This is a genomic window from Nonomuraea longispora (assembly GCF_004348345.1).
GTDB classification, from domain to species: domain Bacteria; phylum Actinomycetota; class Actinomycetes; order Streptosporangiales; family Streptosporangiaceae; genus Nonomuraea; species Nonomuraea longispora.
Genome location: NZ_SMJZ01000211.1, coordinates 1 through 15,882 on the forward strand (window position 1 = coordinate 1; position 15,882 = coordinate 15,882).

A 15,882-nucleotide genomic window follows, 5' to 3' on the forward strand; every position below is an offset into this window, starting at 1 on the left:
CCCCGGCGGCCCCGGCCGTCGCGCCCGCGTCGTCCGCAGCTCCGAGGAGGGAGGATCGGGCGGTCGTGCCGGCGGGCCAGGTGACCGTGAACGGGCGGCCCGCGATCTTCGGAGCGGACACCGACCCCGTGCCGCTGGCCCAGGAGGACCGCGAGCCCGCCGAGCGGCCCGAATGGGTCAGGGTGACGGCCGGACGCACCAGGGTGGTCCGGGCCGCCCCGGGCGGATGGACGTGGGCCGAGGTGGAGGAGTGACCGGGGTGAACATGACGTGAACGCCTACTTCGCGTCGGAATCCCCGTGAAGTAAGGACCTGCTTCTCATTGAACGTTGTTGATCGTCCGGATATTGTGCGAATGCCCACGATCACCCCCTGGAAGTAAGGTGCCATGCGACTGCGGCAGCTCTTCGTCATCGGACTGGCCCTCTCCCTCCTGGGCATCGGCGTGCCCGCGTGGTCGGAGGACGATCCGAGGAGCTGCAACGACCTCCTCTCCGACGACACCCCCGCGTACGTCGTCTGCCGCTGGATGGCCACCCCCGAAGAGGCCGCGGACATCGCGAACTTCTGGCTCCAGAACGACGGCGAGCACATGGTCGAGGCGGGCCCGATGGACCCGATCACGATCGACTGCACCCAGCCGGGCAACGAGTGCCCGACGGACTCCGAGGGCGACGGCGAGGCGCACGACAGCGGTTCGCCGGACGTTCCGGGCGCCGAGGACGGCGGTACGCCCGAGTGCCGGAACGGCGAGGAGTGCTACGTCGACGGCAGCGGCATCACGCCCGAGCAGAAGGCCGCCGCCAAACAGACCCCGGCGGGCCAGGCCGCGCAGACCGTCTCCCAGACGAACATGCGCGTCTGGATCGATGCGGAGCTCGCCGATGACTACAAGGCGGGCAAGCTCGCGGAGGCCGCCAAGAAGGTCGCCGCGCTGGCCGCCGCCCAGCCGGGGATCGTGGGGGTCAGGTTCACCTCGAAGCTCGGCGCCGACGCCCAGACGTTCGCCACCCCCGAGGAGCTGGACGCGTTCGTCACCGAGGCCACGACCACGCTGCGCGGGCTGCTGCCGGGCAAGAAGCTGGCCGCGCACACGGTGGTGCCGCTCTTCGGCTGCGGCTCGAACGACGCCTGCAAGACCGAGATGACCAAGAAGTATCCGCTGCTCGACCCCGAGCGCATCGGCGCCTGGCTCGCCAAGGGCCTCGTCGACCAGCTGGCCCTGGACAACGGCCACCTGGCCACGGAGTACGCCACCTGGAAGATCGACGCCGCCGAGGCCCAGCGCAACCAGTGGATCCAGGTCCGGGCCCGCGCCTGGGACGCCTACGCGCAGATCGCCGCCGAGGACGCCACCTTCGCCGCCGCCGGCAGCGCCCAGCTGAACGAGGAGCAGGCGGCTCAGGCCATCACCGACCGCGTCGCCGCCCCGCTGCAGGACGACGCCGCCGAGACGGTCACCCTGTGGACCCGCTGGCAGGACGGCCAGGGCCAGGTGAACCGCGTGTACGGCGAGCAGTGGGCCGCCAACACCACCTGGGACCAGCTCAAGAAGCTCGGCACGGTCCGCCCCCGCCTGGCCACCGTCTACGACCCGGCCAACCCCGAGGTGGACGTGGCCACGGACCTGAAGAACCTGTCCGAGGTGTTCGGTCAGATCTACCTGCACGCCGCCTGATCGTCCGTCCCGAGCCGGGCATCGCCTCCCAGAGGCGGTGCCCGGCTCGTTGTCATGGGGTCATGGTGACCTGCGGGGTGTCCGGGGCCGAGCTTCGGTATCTTACGACCTCGAACCACCCAAACCCCTACAGAAGGGAACGGCACGTGTCGGACGATGCCGCTCCGCGATGCGGCACGCCTCTCCCCGGACAACCTCCCCCTGCGCCGTGGCGGGCATGGACGCGGTCAAGGAGGCACTGCGGCTCAAGCTGCTGCTCCCGCTCCAGTAGCCGGAGATGTTCGCCGCGTTCGGCAAGCGCGCGGGCGCGCACACCGGTTCGGAGCGCCGCCGCCTGATCCTCTACGCCTGGGCGGTCCTCGCCGAGCTCTACAGCAGGCCGGGGCTGGCCCACCGGCCGGTCACGGGGCTGCCTCCAGGCGAACTCGCCATCGCGTGGCGAGAAGGCGACAGGAGACCGCAAGTCGTGGCATTCATCGACGCACTACGACAAGTCGCTACTAAGGTCTGACGCGACAGTGGATCCCGGCAGAAGGGCGACCCATGAGCGACTACGCGACCACCTTCGAACTGATCGACGCCGACAAGGACGGCAAGATCTCCGCGGCCGAGCTCGTACGGCTGATGGAGGTGCTCGGCCGGCCGGTGACGCTGGAGGCCGCGCAGGCCGGTGTGCGGCAGCTCGACAAGGACGGCGACGGCCTGATCGACGTGGAGGAGTTCGGCGCCTTCCTTCGGAAGTGATAACAAACAAGCTCTTGCTACACAACTCTTGTCGCCTGGGTCACAATGGGGGGCAGGAGGGACCATGGTCATCAAGAGTGACAGCAGCGAAAGCCGTACCACCGCGGACGTCGCGAAAGCCCTCAGGCCGGGGATCGGGCGGGTCTCCGACGAGGTGATCGAGGAGATCCGGACCCGAATCCCCGAATACGCCAGGCCGTCGGACGAGCTCTACATCAAAGTCATCAGGATCGCGGTCGAGCAGGCGGTCGAGGGTTTCCTCGACCGCGTCGAGGACCCTGACGCCCCGTGGGACCGCGAGCCGTTCCGCATGATCGGCAGGGGAGAGGCGGCCGAGGGCCGCAACCTGGAGCCGCTTCAGGCGGCGATGCGGCTCGGCGCCAGAGTGGGCTGGCGGCGGCTGACGGAGCTCGCCGGCCCGTGCGGGTTGTCCCCGCAGAACCTGTACGACCTGGGCGAGGTCATCTTCGTCCACCTCGACCAGCTCGCCGACGCGGCGGCCGAGGGCTTCGCCGAGGCCAGGGCGCACGCCGCCGGCGAGACCGAGCGCCGCCGCACCCGCCTGCTCGACCTCGTGCTCAGCAGCCCGCCCGCCAGCGCCGAGGCCATCGCCGACCTGGCCAGAGCCGCGGGGTGGCGGCTGCCCAGGACGGTGGCCTGCGTGGCGCTCGACGACGGGCTCGGGCCCTGCCCCGCGCTCGCGTTCCCCTCCGACGTGCTCAGCGCCATGGATCGGCCGCAGCCGTGCCTGCTGGCGCCCGACCCCAACGGCCCCGGTCAGGCCAGGATGCTCGACCAGGCACTGCGCGGGCGCCGGGCCGCCATCGGGCCCGCCGTGCCCCTGACCGCCGCCGCGACGTCGCTGCGGTGGGCCAGGGAGGCGCTCGACCTGTCGCGCCGCGGCGTCCTGCCGGACGGGCTCGTACGGTGCGCCGACCACATGGCCACGCTGGTGGTCTTCAAGGACGAGGAACTCGTCAGCGCGCTGGCCGAGGTGCGGCTGGCGCCCCTGACCCACCTGCGGCCCACCCAGCAGGACCGGCTGGCGGAAACCCTGCTGGCCTGGCTGCGGCACGGCAGGGGCGCCGGCGAGGTGGCCGCCCGGCTGCACGTGCACCCGCAGACCGTGCGCTACCGGCTGCGCCAGCTCGAAGAGCTCTATGGCGACCAGCTCGCCGACCCCGACATCCGCTTCGAGCTGGAGATCGCCCTCAGGGCCAGGCAGGCCGTCAGAGCCTGACCGGTGCACGGCCGTTCTCGACGGGTGCCAGGTGTCGCCGACGGGCTCCCCGGCCATGTCCCGGCTCCACGAGACGGTCGGCGTGATGCTTGTAGCATGACCATAAAGGCGTATAAGAGGGGGATTTTCGTGCCGACACCGGTGATTCTGGACTGCGATCCGGGGCACGACGACGTCTTCGCGATCTGGCTGGCCGCCGGGCACCCGGAGATCGACCTGCGCGCCATCACCACCGTAGGCGGCAACGGGCGGCTCGACCAGACCACGTACAACGCCAGGGTCGCGGCCCACGTCGCCGGGATCGCCGGGGTGCCCATCTCGCCCGGCGCCGCCGGACCCCTCCTACGCCGGTTGTCGACGGCCGGCTCCATCCACGGGGAGAACGCGCTCGGCGGGCCCGAACTGCCCGTGCCGTCCGTGGCGGCGGATCCGCGCGGCGCGATCGACCTCATCAGGGACACGCTCGACACAGCGGACCAGCAGGTGACGATCGTCGCGACCGGCCCGCTGACGAACATCGCGCTGTTCGCCCGCACCTACCCGGACAGGCTCTCCCGCGTACGCGAGATCGTCTGGATGGGCGGGTCGACGGGCAGGGGCAACGTGACGCCGTACGCCGAGTTCAACTCCTGGCTGGACCCCGAGGCCGCGGCCATCGTGCTCGATGCGGGCCCGCCGTTCACCATGATCGGGCTCAACGTCACCCACCAGGCCCTCGTCACCCACGACGTGCTCGCCCGCGTCGACGCCGTCGGCAACAGGACGGCTGCGTTCGGCGTGGAACTGCTCAACTTCTTCAACTCGACGTACGAAACCGACCAGGGCATGCCCGACGCCCCGCTGCACGACCCGGTGGCGGTGGCGCTGGTCGCCGCGCCCGGCGTGGTGACCACGGCGCGCACCAGGCTCGACATCGAGCTGCACGGCACGGAGACGGCGGGCGCGACCAGCGTCGACCTGCTGAACACGCTGGGACGCGCGCCCAACGCCAGCGTCGGCACCGGGATCGACGCCGGGCGCTTCTGGGACATGGTCGAGGACGCGATCCGCGCGTTGTCGTGACAGCGTGCCCGCCGGGGGCAGCGGGCACGGATGCGACTGACGTACACCTCGGACCTGTGGTGGAAGAACGCCGTCGTCTACTGCCTCGACGTCGAGACGTTCAGGGACGGCGACGGCGACGGCGTGGGCGACTTCCGCGGGCTGACGCAGCGGATCGACTGACCCGCCGGAGCGCGCCCGCGACGATCACAGGTAGGACGGCCCGGTGACCCGGTGCCGGAACGTCCACCACACCCAGGCCTGCGCCGCCACGAGCAGCGGCATCATGGTGAGCACGACCGGCACCAGCACCGTGCCCGCGCTTCCCGGGTCCAGCGGGAGCCGAAGCCCGGCCAGCGCCCCGACCGTCACCAGCGCCGCCGAGGTCAGCGCGTACGTGCGCCCCTCCCCGGCCCCGCCGGACAACACGGCCGCCCGCGCCCGCAGCTCGCCGCGCAGCCGCAGCGCCGCGAACGTCAGGCCGTGGGTGCCGAACAGCACGGTCACCACAAGCGCGGGCAGCACGGCGAACGGCCCGGTGATGCCGAGCAGCACGTTCCCGAGCAGCAACCCCCAGCTCAGCGCCAGCCCCCAGCTGCCGGCCACGGTCGCGCCGTCCCAGAACGCCTGCCAGCGCGCCCCCGGCATCCGCCCACGCAGCCACAGGCCCATGTCGCGGACCACCCACGCCAGCAGCAGCACCACGACCACGCTGTGGTTCCCGGTGAGCAGCACGCTCTCCAGGTGGGGGAACAGCCCCGCGAGCACACCCGCCGTGGCGACCAGCCACACCTCGTTGCCCAGGAAGAACGGCGCGATCGAGGCGATCACCTCGCGCCGCTCCGCCGCAGACCTGCCCAGGTACGGCAGCGCCATGCCGACCCCGATGTCGGCGCCGGCCAGTACCAGGTAGCCCAGCGCGAAGAAGGCCAGGATGAAGATCTCCATGACGGCTCCTCAGAAGGTAGGGGCGGGAACGGGCGCCTCGATCGGGCGGTCGCCGAGCGACACGGCGCCGGGCCCGCGGCGGGCGTGCCGCGCCAGCAGCCAGGTGTTGACGGCGATGAGCACGGCGAACACCGTGAAGAAGGCGACCACGGAGAAGCGCATCTGCCCCGCCGACACCGGGGACATCGCATCCGACGTGGTCAGCAGCCCGTACACCGTCCACGGCTGGCGTCCGAACTCGCGGAAGGCCCAGCCGGCGAGCATGGCCACGAACGGGACGGGGATCATCAGCGTCGTCACCCAGTGCCAGAGCCTGAACTCGCGCACGACCGGCCGGAAGAGCATGAGCAGGCAGCTCGGCAGCAGGAAGTACATCATGAGCGCGAACAGCAGCAGCATCGTCGTGCCGCTCGCCTGCACCCAGCCCGCCGGCGGCAGGTAGTCGCCCGGCCCGTGCGCGGCCACCATCTCGGCCTGCGCCGCGGCGAGCTCTTCCGCGTCGCGCGACCAGGCCGCGGCCTTGGCCGGCTGCATCGTCTGGAACCCCAGCCCGCCGGACGTGGCGGTGGCGAACACGGCCGGCAGCGCCACCCCCATCCCGATCCGCAGCGACTTGCGGAAGACGTCCTGATCGGAGGTGCGCCTGCGCAGGTGGTACGCGCTCACCCCGGCCATGAAGAACCCGCCGACGACCATCCCGGCGGTGACGACGTGCCAGAACGCCACCTGCGCCGCCGGGTTGGCCACCATCGCCCCGAAGTCCGCCATCCGCATCCTGCCGCCCTCCAGCACGTGGCCCACGGGGTTCTGCAGGAAACCGTTGGCCACCATGATCCAGAAGGCCGACGCGTACGCGGTCAGTGTCACGATCCAGATCAGCGCCAGGTGCGCCCACCGGTTCAGCTTGTTCCAGCCGAAGATCCACAACCCCAGGAACGTCGACTCGATGAAGAACGCCATCAGCGTCTCGATCGCCAGCGCCGAGCCGAACACGTCGCCCGCGTAGTCCGTCAGCCCGCTCCACGACAGCCCGAGCTGGAACTCCATCACCAGGCCGGTGACGATGCCCATCGCGTAGTTGATGATGTAGAGCTGGCCCCAGAACCGCGTCATCCGCAGGTGCACGGGGCTGTTGCCGAACGTGGCCCGCGTCTGGACGACCGCCAGCAGGGTCGCCAGACCGAGCGTAAGCGCCACGAAGAGGAAGTGCGCGCCCGCCGTGATCGCGAACTGGAGGCGGGCGAGGTCGACGGTGTCCATGCTGAGAGGCTGCGCGTACGGCTTGCCCGGCGACGTCATGCTCCGGCGGACACCTGGCGTACATCCCGGGTCGCACGGACCCCGCCGCACGTACCCCTCAGGACGTACGCGTTCTCGGCGTGCGGGCTGTTCCCGCAGGGGGGCATCTTCCGCTGTTTCGGGGTGTGCGGGGTGCCCCGCAGGTCAGGGCGTCAGCCAGCCCGGGGTGATCATGCCGGCTTCGTAGGCGATGATGACGAGCTGGGCCCTGTCGCGTACGGACAGCTTGGTCATGATGCGGCTGACGTGCGTCTTCGCCGTGGCGGGGCTGAGCACGAGCTGGGCCGCGATCTCGTCGTTGGACGAGCCGGCCGCCACCAGCGCCATGACCTCGCGCTCGCGTTCGGTGAGCGCGTTGAGCTCGGGACCCGGCTCCGGGCGCTTGACCCGGCCGGCGAACTCGGCGATCAGCCGCCGCGTGATGGACGGCGCGATCAGCGCGTCGCCCCTCGCCACGACCCGTACGGCGTGGATCAGCTCGGCGGGCTCGGTGTCCTTGACGAGGAAGCCGCTCGCCCCGGCCCGCAGCGCGCCGTAGACGTAGTCGTCCAGGTCGAACGTGGTCAGGATGATCACCTTGACGCCTTCGAGCCGGGGGTCGCGGGCGATCCGGCGGGTGGCCTCCAGGCCGTCGAGGTCGGGCATGCGGATGTCCATGAGGACCACGTCGGGCTTGAGCTCACGGGCGCGCTGGACGGCCGCGGTGCCGTTGGGCGCCTCGCCCACGACCTCGACGTCGTCCTCGTCGCTGAGTATCGACCGGAACCCGGCGCGGACCAGGGTCTGGTCGTCGGCGAGCAGTACGCGGATCATCGCACTCCCTTCAGCGGCAGCCGGGCGGTGACGCGGAATCCGCCTTCGGGGCGTGGCCCGGCCTCCAGAATGCCGCCCAGCAGGGCTGCGCGCTCGCGCATGCCCGTCAGGCCGAAGCCGCTGCCGCCCTCGTAGGTGGCGCCCGGCCCCTCATCCTCCACGCAGATCTCGATATTTCCGGACCTGTTGCTGATCTTCAATGTTGCCTCTTTCGTGCCCGAATGGCGGGATACGTTCGTCAGAGCCTCCCTGACGATGCGGGCGGCGGCCAAGTCGACCTCGGTCGGCACCGCGTCGAGCGGCCCGGACAGCTCGATGCCTACCTTCAGCCCGGAGGCCTCGACCAGCTCGTCCACCCGCGCCAGGCTGTCGGCCGGCGCGGTCGGCGCGTCCTCGTCGACCTGGCGCAGCACGCCCAGGGTGGTGCGCAGCTCGCGCAGCGTCTCCTTACTGGTGTCCTTGATCGTACGCAGCGCCGTCTCGGCGTCCTCGGGTCGTTTCCTCAGCCCGTGCAGCGCCGCCGCGGCCTGCACGTTGATCATGGATATGTTGTGGCCGAGCACGTCGTGCAGCTCTCTGGCGATGCGCAGCCGTTCCTCTCCCGCGCGCCGCATGGCCTCCTCGTCCTTGCTGCGCAGGGCGTCGAGCGCGTGCCGGCGCACCTCCATGAGGTAGGCGCGGCGGTTGCGGGTGACGCCGCCGAACGCGATGGCCGCCACCACCCATCCGGTGATCATCAGGAACGCGCTGTCGTCCACGTGCCTGATCCCGCCGGTCTCGCCGAGCCCCATGCCGAGCAGCGCCGCCGCCCCCGTGACGATGGCCGCGGTGAGGTGTCCCTTGTCGGCGGCGGTGTAGAGGGCGAACAGCGGCAGCGCCATGAGCGGCCCGTCGACCGTCGCCCACGGGTAGTAGGCGCCCGTCGCCGCGACCACGATGACCAGCGCCGCGACGGGACAACGCTCGCGCAGCAGCACCCCGCCCGCGGCGATGACCGGCAGCACGACGTCGAGGGCGTTGATCGGGCCGGAGGCGCGCAGCAGCAGGGTGAGGGTCACTCCCGCCAGCACCGCGGCGATCATGACGAGCGACACGAGCGTGTCCTTCGACGGCCTGCGCATGGCCCCCATTCTGTACGCCGCGGTCAGGGCCGGGTAATCGCCGCCGTCCCTGTGGGTAGAGCCGGTGGATGAGCATTGAGGACGAGGTCCGGCAGGTCGAAGAGGACCTGGCCCGGTTGCGCGCCGAGAACCAGGACATCCGCGACCAGATCCGCGACATGGGCGCGACCGACCAGGTGGAGATCTCCGCCATGATCAGTCAGGCGGACGAGCAGACCGAGCTGATCGCCGAGCTCGAACGCCGCCGCGACCGCCTGCGCCAGCGGCTGGAGGAGGGCGCGAACTGAGCGGGCGCCCGCTGACGGGCGCCCCGCCGGTCATCGGAGCGAGGCCCCGACCTCGTGCAGGTGCCGCAGCGCCTGCCCGTACGACGCCACGAGTCCGGTCTGCAGGTAGTCCACGCCGATCTCCGCGCAGTACGCCTGCACGATGGGCTGCGCCCTGCGCAGGTTGGGCGCCGGCATGTTCGGGAACAGATGGTGCTCGATCTGGTAGTTGAGCTGGCCGAGCGCCACGTCGGTCAACCAGCTGCCCTTGACGTTGCGCGAGGTCAGCACCTGCTTGCGAAGGAAATCGAGTTTGTCCTCCTTCGTCAGCACGGGCATGCCCTTGTGGTTGGGAGCGAACGAGAGCCCCAGGTAGATGCCGAACAAGCCCTGGTGCACGACGAGGAACACCAGCGCCTTGCCGAGCGGCAGGACGGTGAAGACCAGGCCGAAATAGAGCACGAAGTGCACGACGATCAGGCTCAGCTCGGTCGTACGCCGCTTGGCGCCCGGCTTGAGCAGCGCCTTGACGCTGGCCACGTGCAGGTGCCAGGCCTCCAGGGTGAGCAGCGGGAAGAACCACCACGCCTGGCGCTTGGCGATGAAACGGGGAATCCCGCGGCTCTTGGCCACCTGGTCCTCCGACCAGACGATCACGGCGGGGGACACGTCGGGATCGTGGTCCTCATGGTTGGGGTTGGCGTGGTGCCGGTTGTGCTTGCTGGTCCACCACCCCCAGCCGAGCCCGATGCCGAAGTTGCCGATCAGCAGCCCCGCGACGTCACTGGGCCGCCGCTTCCTGAAGACCTGCCGGTGCCCGAGGTCGTGGGCGAGAAAGCCGAGCTGCGCGAAGACCACGGCCATCGCGGCCGCGACGAGAAGCTGCAGCCAGGAGTCGCCCACCCAGGCGAACAGCGCCCAGCAGCCGAGATAGATCACGGCCGCGATGCTCATCCTGACGGCGTAGTAAACGGGACGCCGGTCGAGGAGACCGGCGTCCATGATGCGATGAGAAAGCCGGGCGAAATCGCTGCCCCGAGTGTCGAGCGTGCCAGGACTGACCACAGGTCTCCTTACCTCGCGGTGCAAGTTGCCTAAACCATCGCGCATCCGTCGCCAAACCGGAAGCATGACGTCCGCAGTACGCTGGCGGGGTGATCTACGCCACGACCCCGCTGACCCCCGCGGCGCGCGAGGTCGTGGCCCTGACCTGGGGCGTCACGGGTTCGGCCGAGCGGCTGCCCGGCGGCGAGGAGCCCGGCCTGTACGGCGGTCCGCCCCTCGACGTCGCCGGGCTCGACGACCCGCAGCTCGACCGCCGGCTGGCCGGCTTCCACGCCCGGCACCCGCTGCGCCACCCCCTGCACGCACAAGGCCGTCCGCTCCCGGTCGAGCACGACCAGGACGGCCTCGACCACCACCACCTCAGGGTCGAGCTGTTCCACCTGCTGCGCTCCTGACAGCGACCGGCACCGACTTCAGCGAAGCTCCTCTGCCAGGGCGACGACGATGCCCTCGGGGCCGCGGAGGTAGCAGAGCCGGTAGACGTCCTCGTACCGGACCACCTCGCCGACGAGTTGGGCGCCGCGGGCGCACACGCGGGCGACGACGTCGTCGATGTCGTCGACCGCGAACATGATGCGGCGAATGCCCAGCGTGTTCACCGGGGCGTCCTCCGGCACCCCGCCGACCGCCTCAGGCATGAGGTATTTCGCCAGCTCGACCCGCCCGTGGCCGTCCGGGGTCCGCATCATCGCCACCTCGACCCGCTGGTCGTCGAGTCCGACGCAACGTGCCGCCCAGCTCCCCTCGACCAGGGCCTTGCCCTCCAGTTCCATGCCGAGTTCCACGAAGAACGCGATGACGGCGTCGAGGTCCTCGACCATGATGCCGATGTTGTCCATCCGCCTGATGGCCATGGTGGTTCTCCTTCTCCTCCACGCGGCCGGTCGTGGCCGCTGATGTACCTGGGACGGAGCAGCCGCCACGTTCTCGACATCACGAGGGTGCCCAGTTCCGATGGCCGATGCGGGTCGGCCGCCATTCCAGGGCCGGCTAGGAGAACACCTTGGCCTTGAGCGAGGGGAACCGCTGGACCAGGCGCAGGAAGGTCTTGAACCCCATGCGCGCCACCCGGCTGTCGCCGATGAACTGTTCGGACGCGCGCAGCGAGTCGCGTACGGCGGCGAAGCCGTACTCGCGCATGCGCGACTCGTAGCGGGCGATGGCCGCGACCGGGTCGCCCCCGCCCCTGAGTGCACGCGCGAGCTCACCGCAGAGCAGGCGGGCGTCGCGGAGGGCGGTGTTCGCGCCGATGCCGCGCATCGGGGTCATGCTGTGGATGGCGTCGCCGATGAGGGTGATGGTGGAGGCCGGCCACGGGTCGATCGGGATCGAGGTGCGGATCGGCAGCAGGGTGACGGTGCCGGCGTCGGTCGTGTCGACCAGCCTGCGCAGGTCGGGGTGCCAGGAGCTGATCATGCCGGCCACGGCGCCCTTGAGCTGCCGGCCTGACATTCCCGAAATATCCGTCGGGAAGCGGGCGGCGGTCGCGCCGAACGCCCACAGGATGTAGCTGCTGGTGTTGTCCATCAGCGCACCCTCGTGCTCCGTCGCCCCGATCCCGCCGTACGTCACGGCCTCGCCCAGGTCGTGCGGAGCCGTGAACATGCCCATGCCCCTGGGCGGGATGATGGTGTTCGGCCCGTCGGCCAGCCGCGGGGTCAGGAGCTTCCTGGTCGCGTCGGTGAGCGGGAACTTGCCCGCGACCGTGGTGATCCCGGTGTCCACCCGCCTGGCGTGCGGCAGGTGCTGCTCACGGACCCGCGAGGCGCCGCCGTCCGCGGCGACCACGATGTCCGCGTCCTCGCTGGTGCCGTCGGCGAAGAGGAGCCGGATCCGCCCGTCAGGCAGCCTCTCGTACCGCTCGTACGTCTTCCCGAACCGTACGACGTCCTCCAGTCCGGACAGCAGCACCTGCCTGAGCGTGATGCGGCTGACCGAGTGGTGGTCGTCGGCGGGGTCGCCGGCCCTGGGCGTTTCGAGCAGCGTGAGCAGGTCCAGCCGCTCGGTGAGGAAGCCGAAGTCCTGTTCGCCCCGTCCTGTCGTGGCGAGGAAGGCATCCCACAGGTGGGAGGGCAGGCAGTCGTGCAGCGCGCGGGCGCCGTGCGGGTCGATGTGCACGCGGTAGCCCTGCAGCCGGTCGGCGGGGGTGCGGTCCCGCTCGTGAACGGTCACGTCGAGACCGGCTTTGCGCAGCCCCTGGGCCAGGCAGAGCCCGCCGATCCCGCCACCGATGATCGCGATGTGAGGTGTCATGAGAGCGATAATCATCCAATTGGATGAATCTGTCAACCAAACGGATGGATGATAGCCTGCCGAACCATGAGACGAGCACCGGAGGACAAGCAGCGCGACCCCGAGCGCACGAAGGCCCGCATCCTTCAGGCGGCGCTGCAGCAGTTCGCCGCGAAGGGGTTCGCGGGGGCGCGGGTCAGCGAGATCGCCGCCAGCGCCGGCGTCAACAAGCAGTTGATCTCGTACTATTTCGGCGGCAAAGAGGGTCTCTACCAGGCGCTGAACGCACGATGGCACGTGGAGGAGAGCACCTTCGCGGATCCCTCCTCCGAGCTCGCCGAACTGGTCGCCGGCTACGTACGGGCCAACTCCTCCCGCCGCGACTACGGCAGGCTGATGCTCTGGCAGGGGCTCACGGACGACGGTCCGCCGGACCCGGCGTTCGTGGCCGACGTCCGCCGCGACCTCGAACATCTGCGCCGTCGCCAGCAGGACGGCGAGTTCCCCGCCGACCTCGACCCCGGCGCCGTCCTGGTGGCGCTGTTCTCCATGGCCGCGGCCGGCATCTCCTTCCCCCAGCTCGTCCGCGCCGTCTGGGACGACGACCCGGCCTCGCCGGAGTTCGCCGAGCGTTACGCGCGGGAGATCCAGAAATTGCTCGGCCATCTGCGCACCGCGCCCGTTCCGTGAGATCACGCGGCGGGGCGCGGGCGGTGGATCGATGCCCTCCTCACATGCTCGCAGGGCGGTTCGAGCCGGGATGAGGTCAGGGACAGTGGACGACCATTCCTGCGTAGGACAGGTTGCCTCCGAAACCGAACAGCAACATCGGCGCCCCGCGCCGCACCTCACCCTGTTCGAGCAGCTTCGACAGGGCCAGCGGCACGCTCGCGGCCGAGGTGTTGCCCGACTCCACCACGTCACGGGCGATGATCGCGTTCACCGCGCCAAGCTTCTTGGCGATGGGCTCGATGATGCGCAGGTTCGCCTGGTGCAGGACCACGGCGGCCAGCTCCTCCGGGGACACGCCGCCGCGATCGCACGCCTGCCGCGCGATCGCGGGGAGCTGGGTGGTGGCCCAGCGGTAGACGCTCTGGCCGTCCTGGGAGAAGCGGGTCGGCGTGCCCTCGATGCGTACGGCCCTGCCGAGCCCCGGCACCGAACCCCACACGACAGGCCCGATCTCCGCCTCGGGAGCGGCGCTGACCACGGCCGCGCCGGCGCCGTCGCCCGTCAGCACGCACGTGGTCCTGTCGGTCCAGTCGGTGACCTCGGTCATCTTGTCCGCGCCCACGACCAGGGCGTTCGTCGCGGCGCCAGCGCGGATCGTGTGGTCGGCCACGGCCAGGGCGTGCGTGAAGCCCGAACACGAGACGCCGACGTCCATCAGGGCGGGGGAGGGAACGCCGAGCGCGGCGGCGACGCGTGAGGCGACGTTGGGGGCGCGCTCGGTCTGCGTACAGGTGGCGACCAGGACGAGGTCGATGTCGGACGCACCGAGCCCGCTGCCGGCCAGTGCCTTCGCGGCGGCGTGGGAGGCCAGGTCGGCCACGCTCTCGTCGGGGCCGGCGACGTGTCTGGTGCGGATCCCGACCCGCTGGGTGATCCACTCGTCGTTGGTATCCACCATGGTCGCCAAGTCCTCATTTGTCAGGATTTTTGCAGGTTGGTAGTGACCTGTGGCGACGAGTCGTGATCCATTCATGGGGCGGACTATAGCCTCCGGCCCACCGCGAACCCGCAGGGCCACCTCACCACCCGCCGGCCAGTGCGAGGTGCACGGAAGCGGACGGGCTGAGCGACGGGGCAGCGGGCATCGCGGCCGGTGTCCCCGTTCGACCCCGGGCCTCGGATGGTGGATGTGCGGGCCGCTAGTCCGCCGACAACCGGTCGAAGAGGTCGAGCGCCGCCGTTCGCACCTCGGCCGGGGTGAGCCCGTCCAGCGTCTTCCTGGCGTCGGTGATGTCACGGGTCGTGGCGAGCGTGATGGCCACGGACGAGGCGGCGGCGCGGTCGATCGATCCCGTCGGGGCGGCGTCGGCCAGCTGCTGGGCGCTCGCGGCGAGGTCGAGGTTGTCTTTCAACTGATCTCCTCGGGTGAAGACGGTTCGGGCCATTGCATCATTTGACATCGTGCAGCATCCACCATTCGGTGAATTCCCGGCACCGTCCGTCCGGCGCGAACCGGATGACCCAGAGGTTGCTATAGATTTTATCCGGATATGTCGTGACTCCTTTGATGACGCTCGCGTCGTCCGTCACGCACACCGGATGCCACTCGAACGTGGCCTCACCCGGCTTGTCCTGCCGGGCCAGCCACTCCGAGATGATCGCGTCGCGCCCCTGCCACGGCGAGCTGTACGGCTCGGCGTAGTAGACGGCGTTCTCGGTGAACAGCGCGGCGATGTCGTCGGGATCGTTGGAATTCCAGGCTCGTACGTAGCCCTCGATCCACGGGCGCGGCTGGACCATCTGCTATCCCCTCAACGGATCGTGACCCACGGACATCAGCTCGCGCCGCGACTCGTCGTCCGTCCTGTCGCCCAGCGTCTCGACGAGGTCGACGACCCGCCGCATCACATCGAGGTCGGCACTGGTCAGGTCGCCCTTGCGCTTGCTCAGGACGTGCAGCACGCCCCGGCCCAGCTCGTCGATGCCCAGGTCGGGGTCGGGCGGGAAACCCTCCTCGTCGGAGGCGTCGGCGAGCAGATGCGAACGCAGCTCCTCGGAGTTCATGTTGACCGTCCGGTGGAACTCTTCCCACAACATCTCGGTGTCGAAACCCTCAGTCATGGGGCCCCGCCTACCCGCCGGCCCGCGCGTTACGCCCCAGGAACGGCCAGCCCCGACTCGTACGCCGCGATGACCGCCTGCACCCTGTCACGCAGCCCCAGCTTGGACAGCACGTTGCTGACGTGCGTCTTCACCGTGTGCTCGCTGACCACCATGGCCGCGGCGATCTCGGCGTTCGACAGGCCGCGGGCGATCAGCTGGAGCGTCTGGCGCTCCCTTGCGGTCAGCACGTCCAGGGTCTCGCCACCGCCTCCACCCCGTCGCCCGCCTCGGCGACCACCTCGATGTCGGGCTGCCCGTCGAGGATCATGGCGAATCCGCTCCTGACCAGCTCCTGGTCGTCGGCGACGACCACGCGGACGGTCATGGGCGGGCCAGCGGCAGGCGTACGGACACCGTGAAGCCGTGGCCGTCGGTGCGCGGCCCGGCGGTGGCGGCGCCGCCGCAGGCGGCGGCGCGCTCGCGGATGCCGATCAGCCCGTTGCCGCCGGGGGGAAGCCCGCGCCCGCCGCCTTGCCCGTCGTCGGTGATGTCGATCATGAGGTTGTGGTCCTCCCAGGTGAGCCGGATGCCGGCGTGATCGGCCCCGGAGTGCTTGACGATGTTGGTGAGCGCTTCCTGCGTGATGCGGTAGGCGGCGAC

Annotated in this window: 23 protein-coding genes and 1 pseudogene; 10 read left to right on the forward strand and 14 right to left on the reverse strand. The window is 70.3% G+C overall.

Annotation, left to right across the window (positions count from 1 at the left end; translation table 11 throughout):
• The 7 genes from E1267_RS36480 to E1267_RS47465 form a co-directional block, all read left to right on the forward strand.
• Positions 1–254: hypothetical protein (locus E1267_RS36480; RefSeq protein WP_220449844.1), on the forward strand; the 254-nt coding region annotated here is incomplete at its 5' end.
• 134 nt (positions 255–388) lie between these two features.
• A complete protein-coding gene (locus tag E1267_RS36485) occupies positions 389–1,678 on the forward strand; it encodes a hypothetical protein (RefSeq protein ID WP_132339663.1) in 1,290 nt (429 codons plus the stop codon).
• A gap of 277 nt (positions 1,679–1,955) precedes the next feature.
• On the forward strand, positions 1,956–2,189 hold the full coding sequence (locus E1267_RS36490; RefSeq protein ID WP_132339665.1) for a hypothetical protein: 234 nt from the start codon (positions 1,956–1,958) through the stop codon (positions 2,187–2,189).
• A 32-nt stretch (positions 2,190–2,221) separates the two neighbouring features.
• Positions 2,222–2,422 carry an EF-hand domain-containing protein gene (locus E1267_RS36495; protein WP_132339667.1) on the forward strand — a complete coding sequence of 67 codons (201 nt, stop codon included), beginning with the start codon at positions 2,222–2,224 and terminating at the stop codon, positions 2,420–2,422.
• A 64-nt stretch (positions 2,423–2,486) separates the two neighbouring features.
• Positions 2,487–3,662, forward strand: coding sequence for a PucR family transcriptional regulator (locus E1267_RS36500; protein WP_220449845.1), 1,176 nt, complete (start codon positions 2,487–2,489; stop codon positions 3,660–3,662).
• Positions 3,663–3,791: 129 nt separating this feature from the next.
• Entirely contained in the window at positions 3,792–4,724 is a 933-nt protein-coding gene (locus tag E1267_RS36510; RefSeq protein ID WP_132339669.1) for a nucleoside hydrolase, read from the forward strand.
• A gap of 30 nt (positions 4,725–4,754) precedes the next feature.
• Entirely contained in the window at positions 4,755–4,886 is a 132-nt protein-coding gene (locus E1267_RS47465; protein ID WP_281283734.1) for a hypothetical protein, read from the forward strand.
• 24 nt (positions 4,887–4,910) lie between these two features.
• Here E1267_RS47465 and E1267_RS36515 read toward each other — a convergent pair whose 3' ends face one another.
• The 4 genes from E1267_RS36515 to E1267_RS36530 all read right to left on the reverse strand — a co-directional run bounded on the left by E1267_RS36515 (position 4,911) and on the right by E1267_RS36530 (position 8,884).
• Positions 4,911–5,651 carry a cytochrome d ubiquinol oxidase subunit II gene (locus E1267_RS36515; protein WP_132339671.1) on the reverse strand — a complete coding sequence of 247 codons (741 nt, stop codon included), beginning with the start codon at positions 5,649–5,651 and terminating at the stop codon, positions 4,911–4,913.
• 9 nt (positions 5,652–5,660) lie between these two features.
• Positions 5,661–6,911: a cytochrome ubiquinol oxidase subunit I gene (locus E1267_RS36520; RefSeq protein ID WP_132339673.1), complete on the reverse strand. Its 1,251-nt coding sequence runs from the start codon at positions 6,909–6,911 to the stop codon at positions 5,661–5,663.
• 183 nt (positions 6,912–7,094) lie between these two features.
• Positions 7,095–7,763 carry a response regulator gene (locus tag E1267_RS36525; RefSeq protein WP_132339675.1) on the reverse strand — a complete coding sequence of 223 codons (669 nt, stop codon included), beginning with the start codon at positions 7,761–7,763 and terminating at the stop codon, positions 7,095–7,097.
• The gene (locus tag E1267_RS36530; RefSeq protein ID WP_246064483.1) at positions 7,760–8,884 is read right to left on the reverse strand and encodes a sensor histidine kinase; all 1,125 of its coding nucleotides are present in this window, start codon (positions 8,882–8,884) and stop codon (positions 7,760–7,762) included. Before E1267_RS36530 ends, E1267_RS36525 begins: the two co-directional genes overlap by 4 nt.
• A gap of 68 nt (positions 8,885–8,952) precedes the next feature.
• Between E1267_RS36530 and E1267_RS36535 the strand changes: the two genes are divergently transcribed.
• The gene (locus E1267_RS36535; protein ID WP_132339677.1) at positions 8,953–9,171 is read left to right on the forward strand and encodes a hypothetical protein; all 219 of its coding nucleotides are present in this window, start codon (positions 8,953–8,955) and stop codon (positions 9,169–9,171) included.
• Positions 9,172–9,201: 30 nt separating this feature from the next.
• Here E1267_RS36535 and E1267_RS36540 read toward each other — a convergent pair whose 3' ends face one another.
• Positions 9,202–10,152: a fatty acid desaturase family protein gene (locus tag E1267_RS36540; protein WP_246064484.1), complete on the reverse strand. Its 951-nt coding sequence runs from the start codon at positions 10,150–10,152 to the stop codon at positions 9,202–9,204.
• Positions 10,153–10,304: 152 nt separating this feature from the next.
• On the opposite strand from E1267_RS36540, the gene E1267_RS36545 reads away from it, so the two are divergent.
• A complete protein-coding gene (locus E1267_RS36545; RefSeq protein ID WP_181957893.1) occupies positions 10,305–10,610 on the forward strand; it encodes a hypothetical protein in 306 nt (101 codons plus the stop codon).
• Positions 10,611–10,628: 18 nt separating this feature from the next.
• Here the strand turns inward: E1267_RS36545 and E1267_RS36550 are convergent, their stop codons facing one another.
• Both E1267_RS36550 and E1267_RS36555 read right to left on the reverse strand, forming a co-directional pair.
• The gene (locus tag E1267_RS36550) at positions 10,629–11,069 is read right to left on the reverse strand and encodes a VOC family protein (RefSeq protein ID WP_132339679.1); all 441 of its coding nucleotides are present in this window, start codon (positions 11,067–11,069) and stop codon (positions 10,629–10,631) included.
• A gap of 136 nt (positions 11,070–11,205) precedes the next feature.
• Positions 11,206–12,468, reverse strand: coding sequence for an FAD-dependent oxidoreductase (locus E1267_RS36555; RefSeq protein WP_220449846.1), 1,263 nt, complete (start codon positions 12,466–12,468; stop codon positions 11,206–11,208).
• 66 nt (positions 12,469–12,534) lie between these two features.
• On the opposite strand from E1267_RS36555, the gene E1267_RS36560 reads away from it, so the two are divergent.
• Positions 12,535–13,137, forward strand: coding sequence for a TetR family transcriptional regulator (locus E1267_RS36560; RefSeq protein ID WP_220449847.1), 603 nt, complete (start codon positions 12,535–12,537; stop codon positions 13,135–13,137).
• Between the two features lie 76 nt (positions 13,138–13,213).
• Here the strand turns inward: E1267_RS36560 and E1267_RS36565 are convergent, their stop codons facing one another.
• The 7 genes and pseudogenes from E1267_RS36565 to E1267_RS36590 all read right to left on the reverse strand — a co-directional run.
• On the reverse strand, positions 13,214–14,152 hold the full coding sequence (locus tag E1267_RS36565; RefSeq protein ID WP_132339683.1) for a beta-ketoacyl-ACP synthase III: 939 nt from the start codon (positions 14,150–14,152) through the stop codon (positions 13,214–13,216).
• Between the two features lie 166 nt (positions 14,153–14,318).
• A complete protein-coding gene (locus tag E1267_RS36570) occupies positions 14,319–14,531 on the reverse strand; it encodes a hypothetical protein (RefSeq protein ID WP_132339685.1) in 213 nt (70 codons plus the stop codon).
• A gap of 37 nt (positions 14,532–14,568) precedes the next feature.
• Complete coding sequence (locus E1267_RS36575; protein ID WP_132339687.1) at positions 14,569–14,919, reverse strand: nuclear transport factor 2 family protein; 351 nt, start codon at positions 14,917–14,919, stop codon at positions 14,569–14,571.
• A 3-nt stretch (positions 14,920–14,922) separates the two neighbouring features.
• A complete protein-coding gene (locus tag E1267_RS36580; protein ID WP_132339688.1) occupies positions 14,923–15,240 on the reverse strand; it encodes a DUF3140 domain-containing protein in 318 nt (105 codons plus the stop codon).
• 29 nt (positions 15,241–15,269) lie between these two features.
• Positions 15,270–15,476: pseudogene (locus E1267_RS48125) on the reverse strand (response regulator transcription factor); the annotation flags it as partial.
• On the reverse strand, positions 15,464–15,607 hold the full coding sequence (locus E1267_RS48130) for a response regulator transcription factor (protein WP_425465120.1): 144 nt from the start codon (positions 15,605–15,607) through the stop codon (positions 15,464–15,466). The pseudogene E1267_RS48125 and the gene E1267_RS48130, both read right to left, overlap by 13 nt.
• A partial coding sequence (locus tag E1267_RS36590; RefSeq protein ID WP_342774936.1) for an ATP-binding protein occupies positions 15,604–15,882 on the reverse strand: 279 nt, incomplete at its 5' end. The genes E1267_RS48130 and E1267_RS36590, both read right to left, overlap by 4 nt.

Excerpts from the sequence above, each read along its gene's own strand:
- E1267_RS36485 (WP_132339663.1), top strand. The coding sequence starts at position 389 with ATGCGACTGCGGCAGCTCTTCGTCATCGGACTGGCCCTCTCCCTCCTG.
- E1267_RS36490 (WP_132339665.1), top strand. The coding sequence starts at position 1,956 with ATGTTCGCCGCGTTCGGCAAGCGCGCGGGCGCGCACACCGGTTCGGAG.
- E1267_RS36495 (WP_132339667.1), top strand. The coding sequence starts at position 2,222 with ATGAGCGACTACGCGACCACCTTCGAACTGATCGACGCCGACAAGGAC.
- E1267_RS36500 (WP_220449845.1), top strand. The coding sequence starts at position 2,487 with ATGGTCATCAAGAGTGACAGCAGCGAAAGCCGTACCACCGCGGACGTC.
- E1267_RS47465 (WP_281283734.1), top strand. The coding sequence starts at position 4,755 with ATGCGACTGACGTACACCTCGGACCTGTGGTGGAAGAACGCCGTCGTC.
- E1267_RS36515 (WP_132339671.1), bottom strand. The coding sequence starts at position 5,651 with ATGGAGATCTTCATCCTGGCCTTCTTCGCGCTGGGCTACCTGGTACTG.
- E1267_RS36520 (WP_132339673.1), bottom strand. The coding sequence starts at position 6,911 with ATGGACACCGTCGACCTCGCCCGCCTCCAGTTCGCGATCACGGCGGGC.
- E1267_RS36525 (WP_132339675.1), bottom strand. The coding sequence starts at position 7,763 with ATGATCCGCGTACTGCTCGCCGACGACCAGACCCTGGTCCGCGCCGGG.
- E1267_RS36530 (WP_246064483.1), bottom strand. The coding sequence starts at position 8,884 with ATGCGCAGGCCGTCGAAGGACACGCTCGTGTCGCTCGTCATGATCGCC.
- E1267_RS36535 (WP_132339677.1), top strand. The coding sequence starts at position 8,953 with ATGAGCATTGAGGACGAGGTCCGGCAGGTCGAAGAGGACCTGGCCCGG.
- E1267_RS36540 (WP_246064484.1), bottom strand. The coding sequence starts at position 10,152 with ATGGACGCCGGTCTCCTCGACCGGCGTCCCGTTTACTACGCCGTCAGG.
- E1267_RS36550 (WP_132339679.1), bottom strand. The coding sequence starts at position 11,069 with ATGGCCATCAGGCGGATGGACAACATCGGCATCATGGTCGAGGACCTC.
- E1267_RS36555 (WP_220449846.1), bottom strand. The coding sequence starts at position 12,468 with ATGACACCTCACATCGCGATCATCGGTGGCGGGATCGGCGGGCTCTGC.
- E1267_RS36560 (WP_220449847.1), top strand. The coding sequence starts at position 12,535 with ATGAGACGAGCACCGGAGGACAAGCAGCGCGACCCCGAGCGCACGAAG.
- E1267_RS36565 (WP_132339683.1), bottom strand. The coding sequence starts at position 14,152 with ATGAATGGATCACGACTCGTCGCCACAGGTCACTACCAACCTGCAAAA.
- E1267_RS36575 (WP_132339687.1), bottom strand. The coding sequence starts at position 14,919 with ATGGTCCAGCCGCGCCCGTGGATCGAGGGCTACGTACGAGCCTGGAAT.
- E1267_RS36580 (WP_132339688.1), bottom strand. The coding sequence starts at position 15,240 with ATGACTGAGGGTTTCGACACCGAGATGTTGTGGGAAGAGTTCCACCGG.
- E1267_RS48130 (WP_425465120.1), bottom strand. The coding sequence starts at position 15,607 with ATGACCGTCCGCGTGGTCGTCGCCGACGACCAGGAGCTGGTCAGGAGC.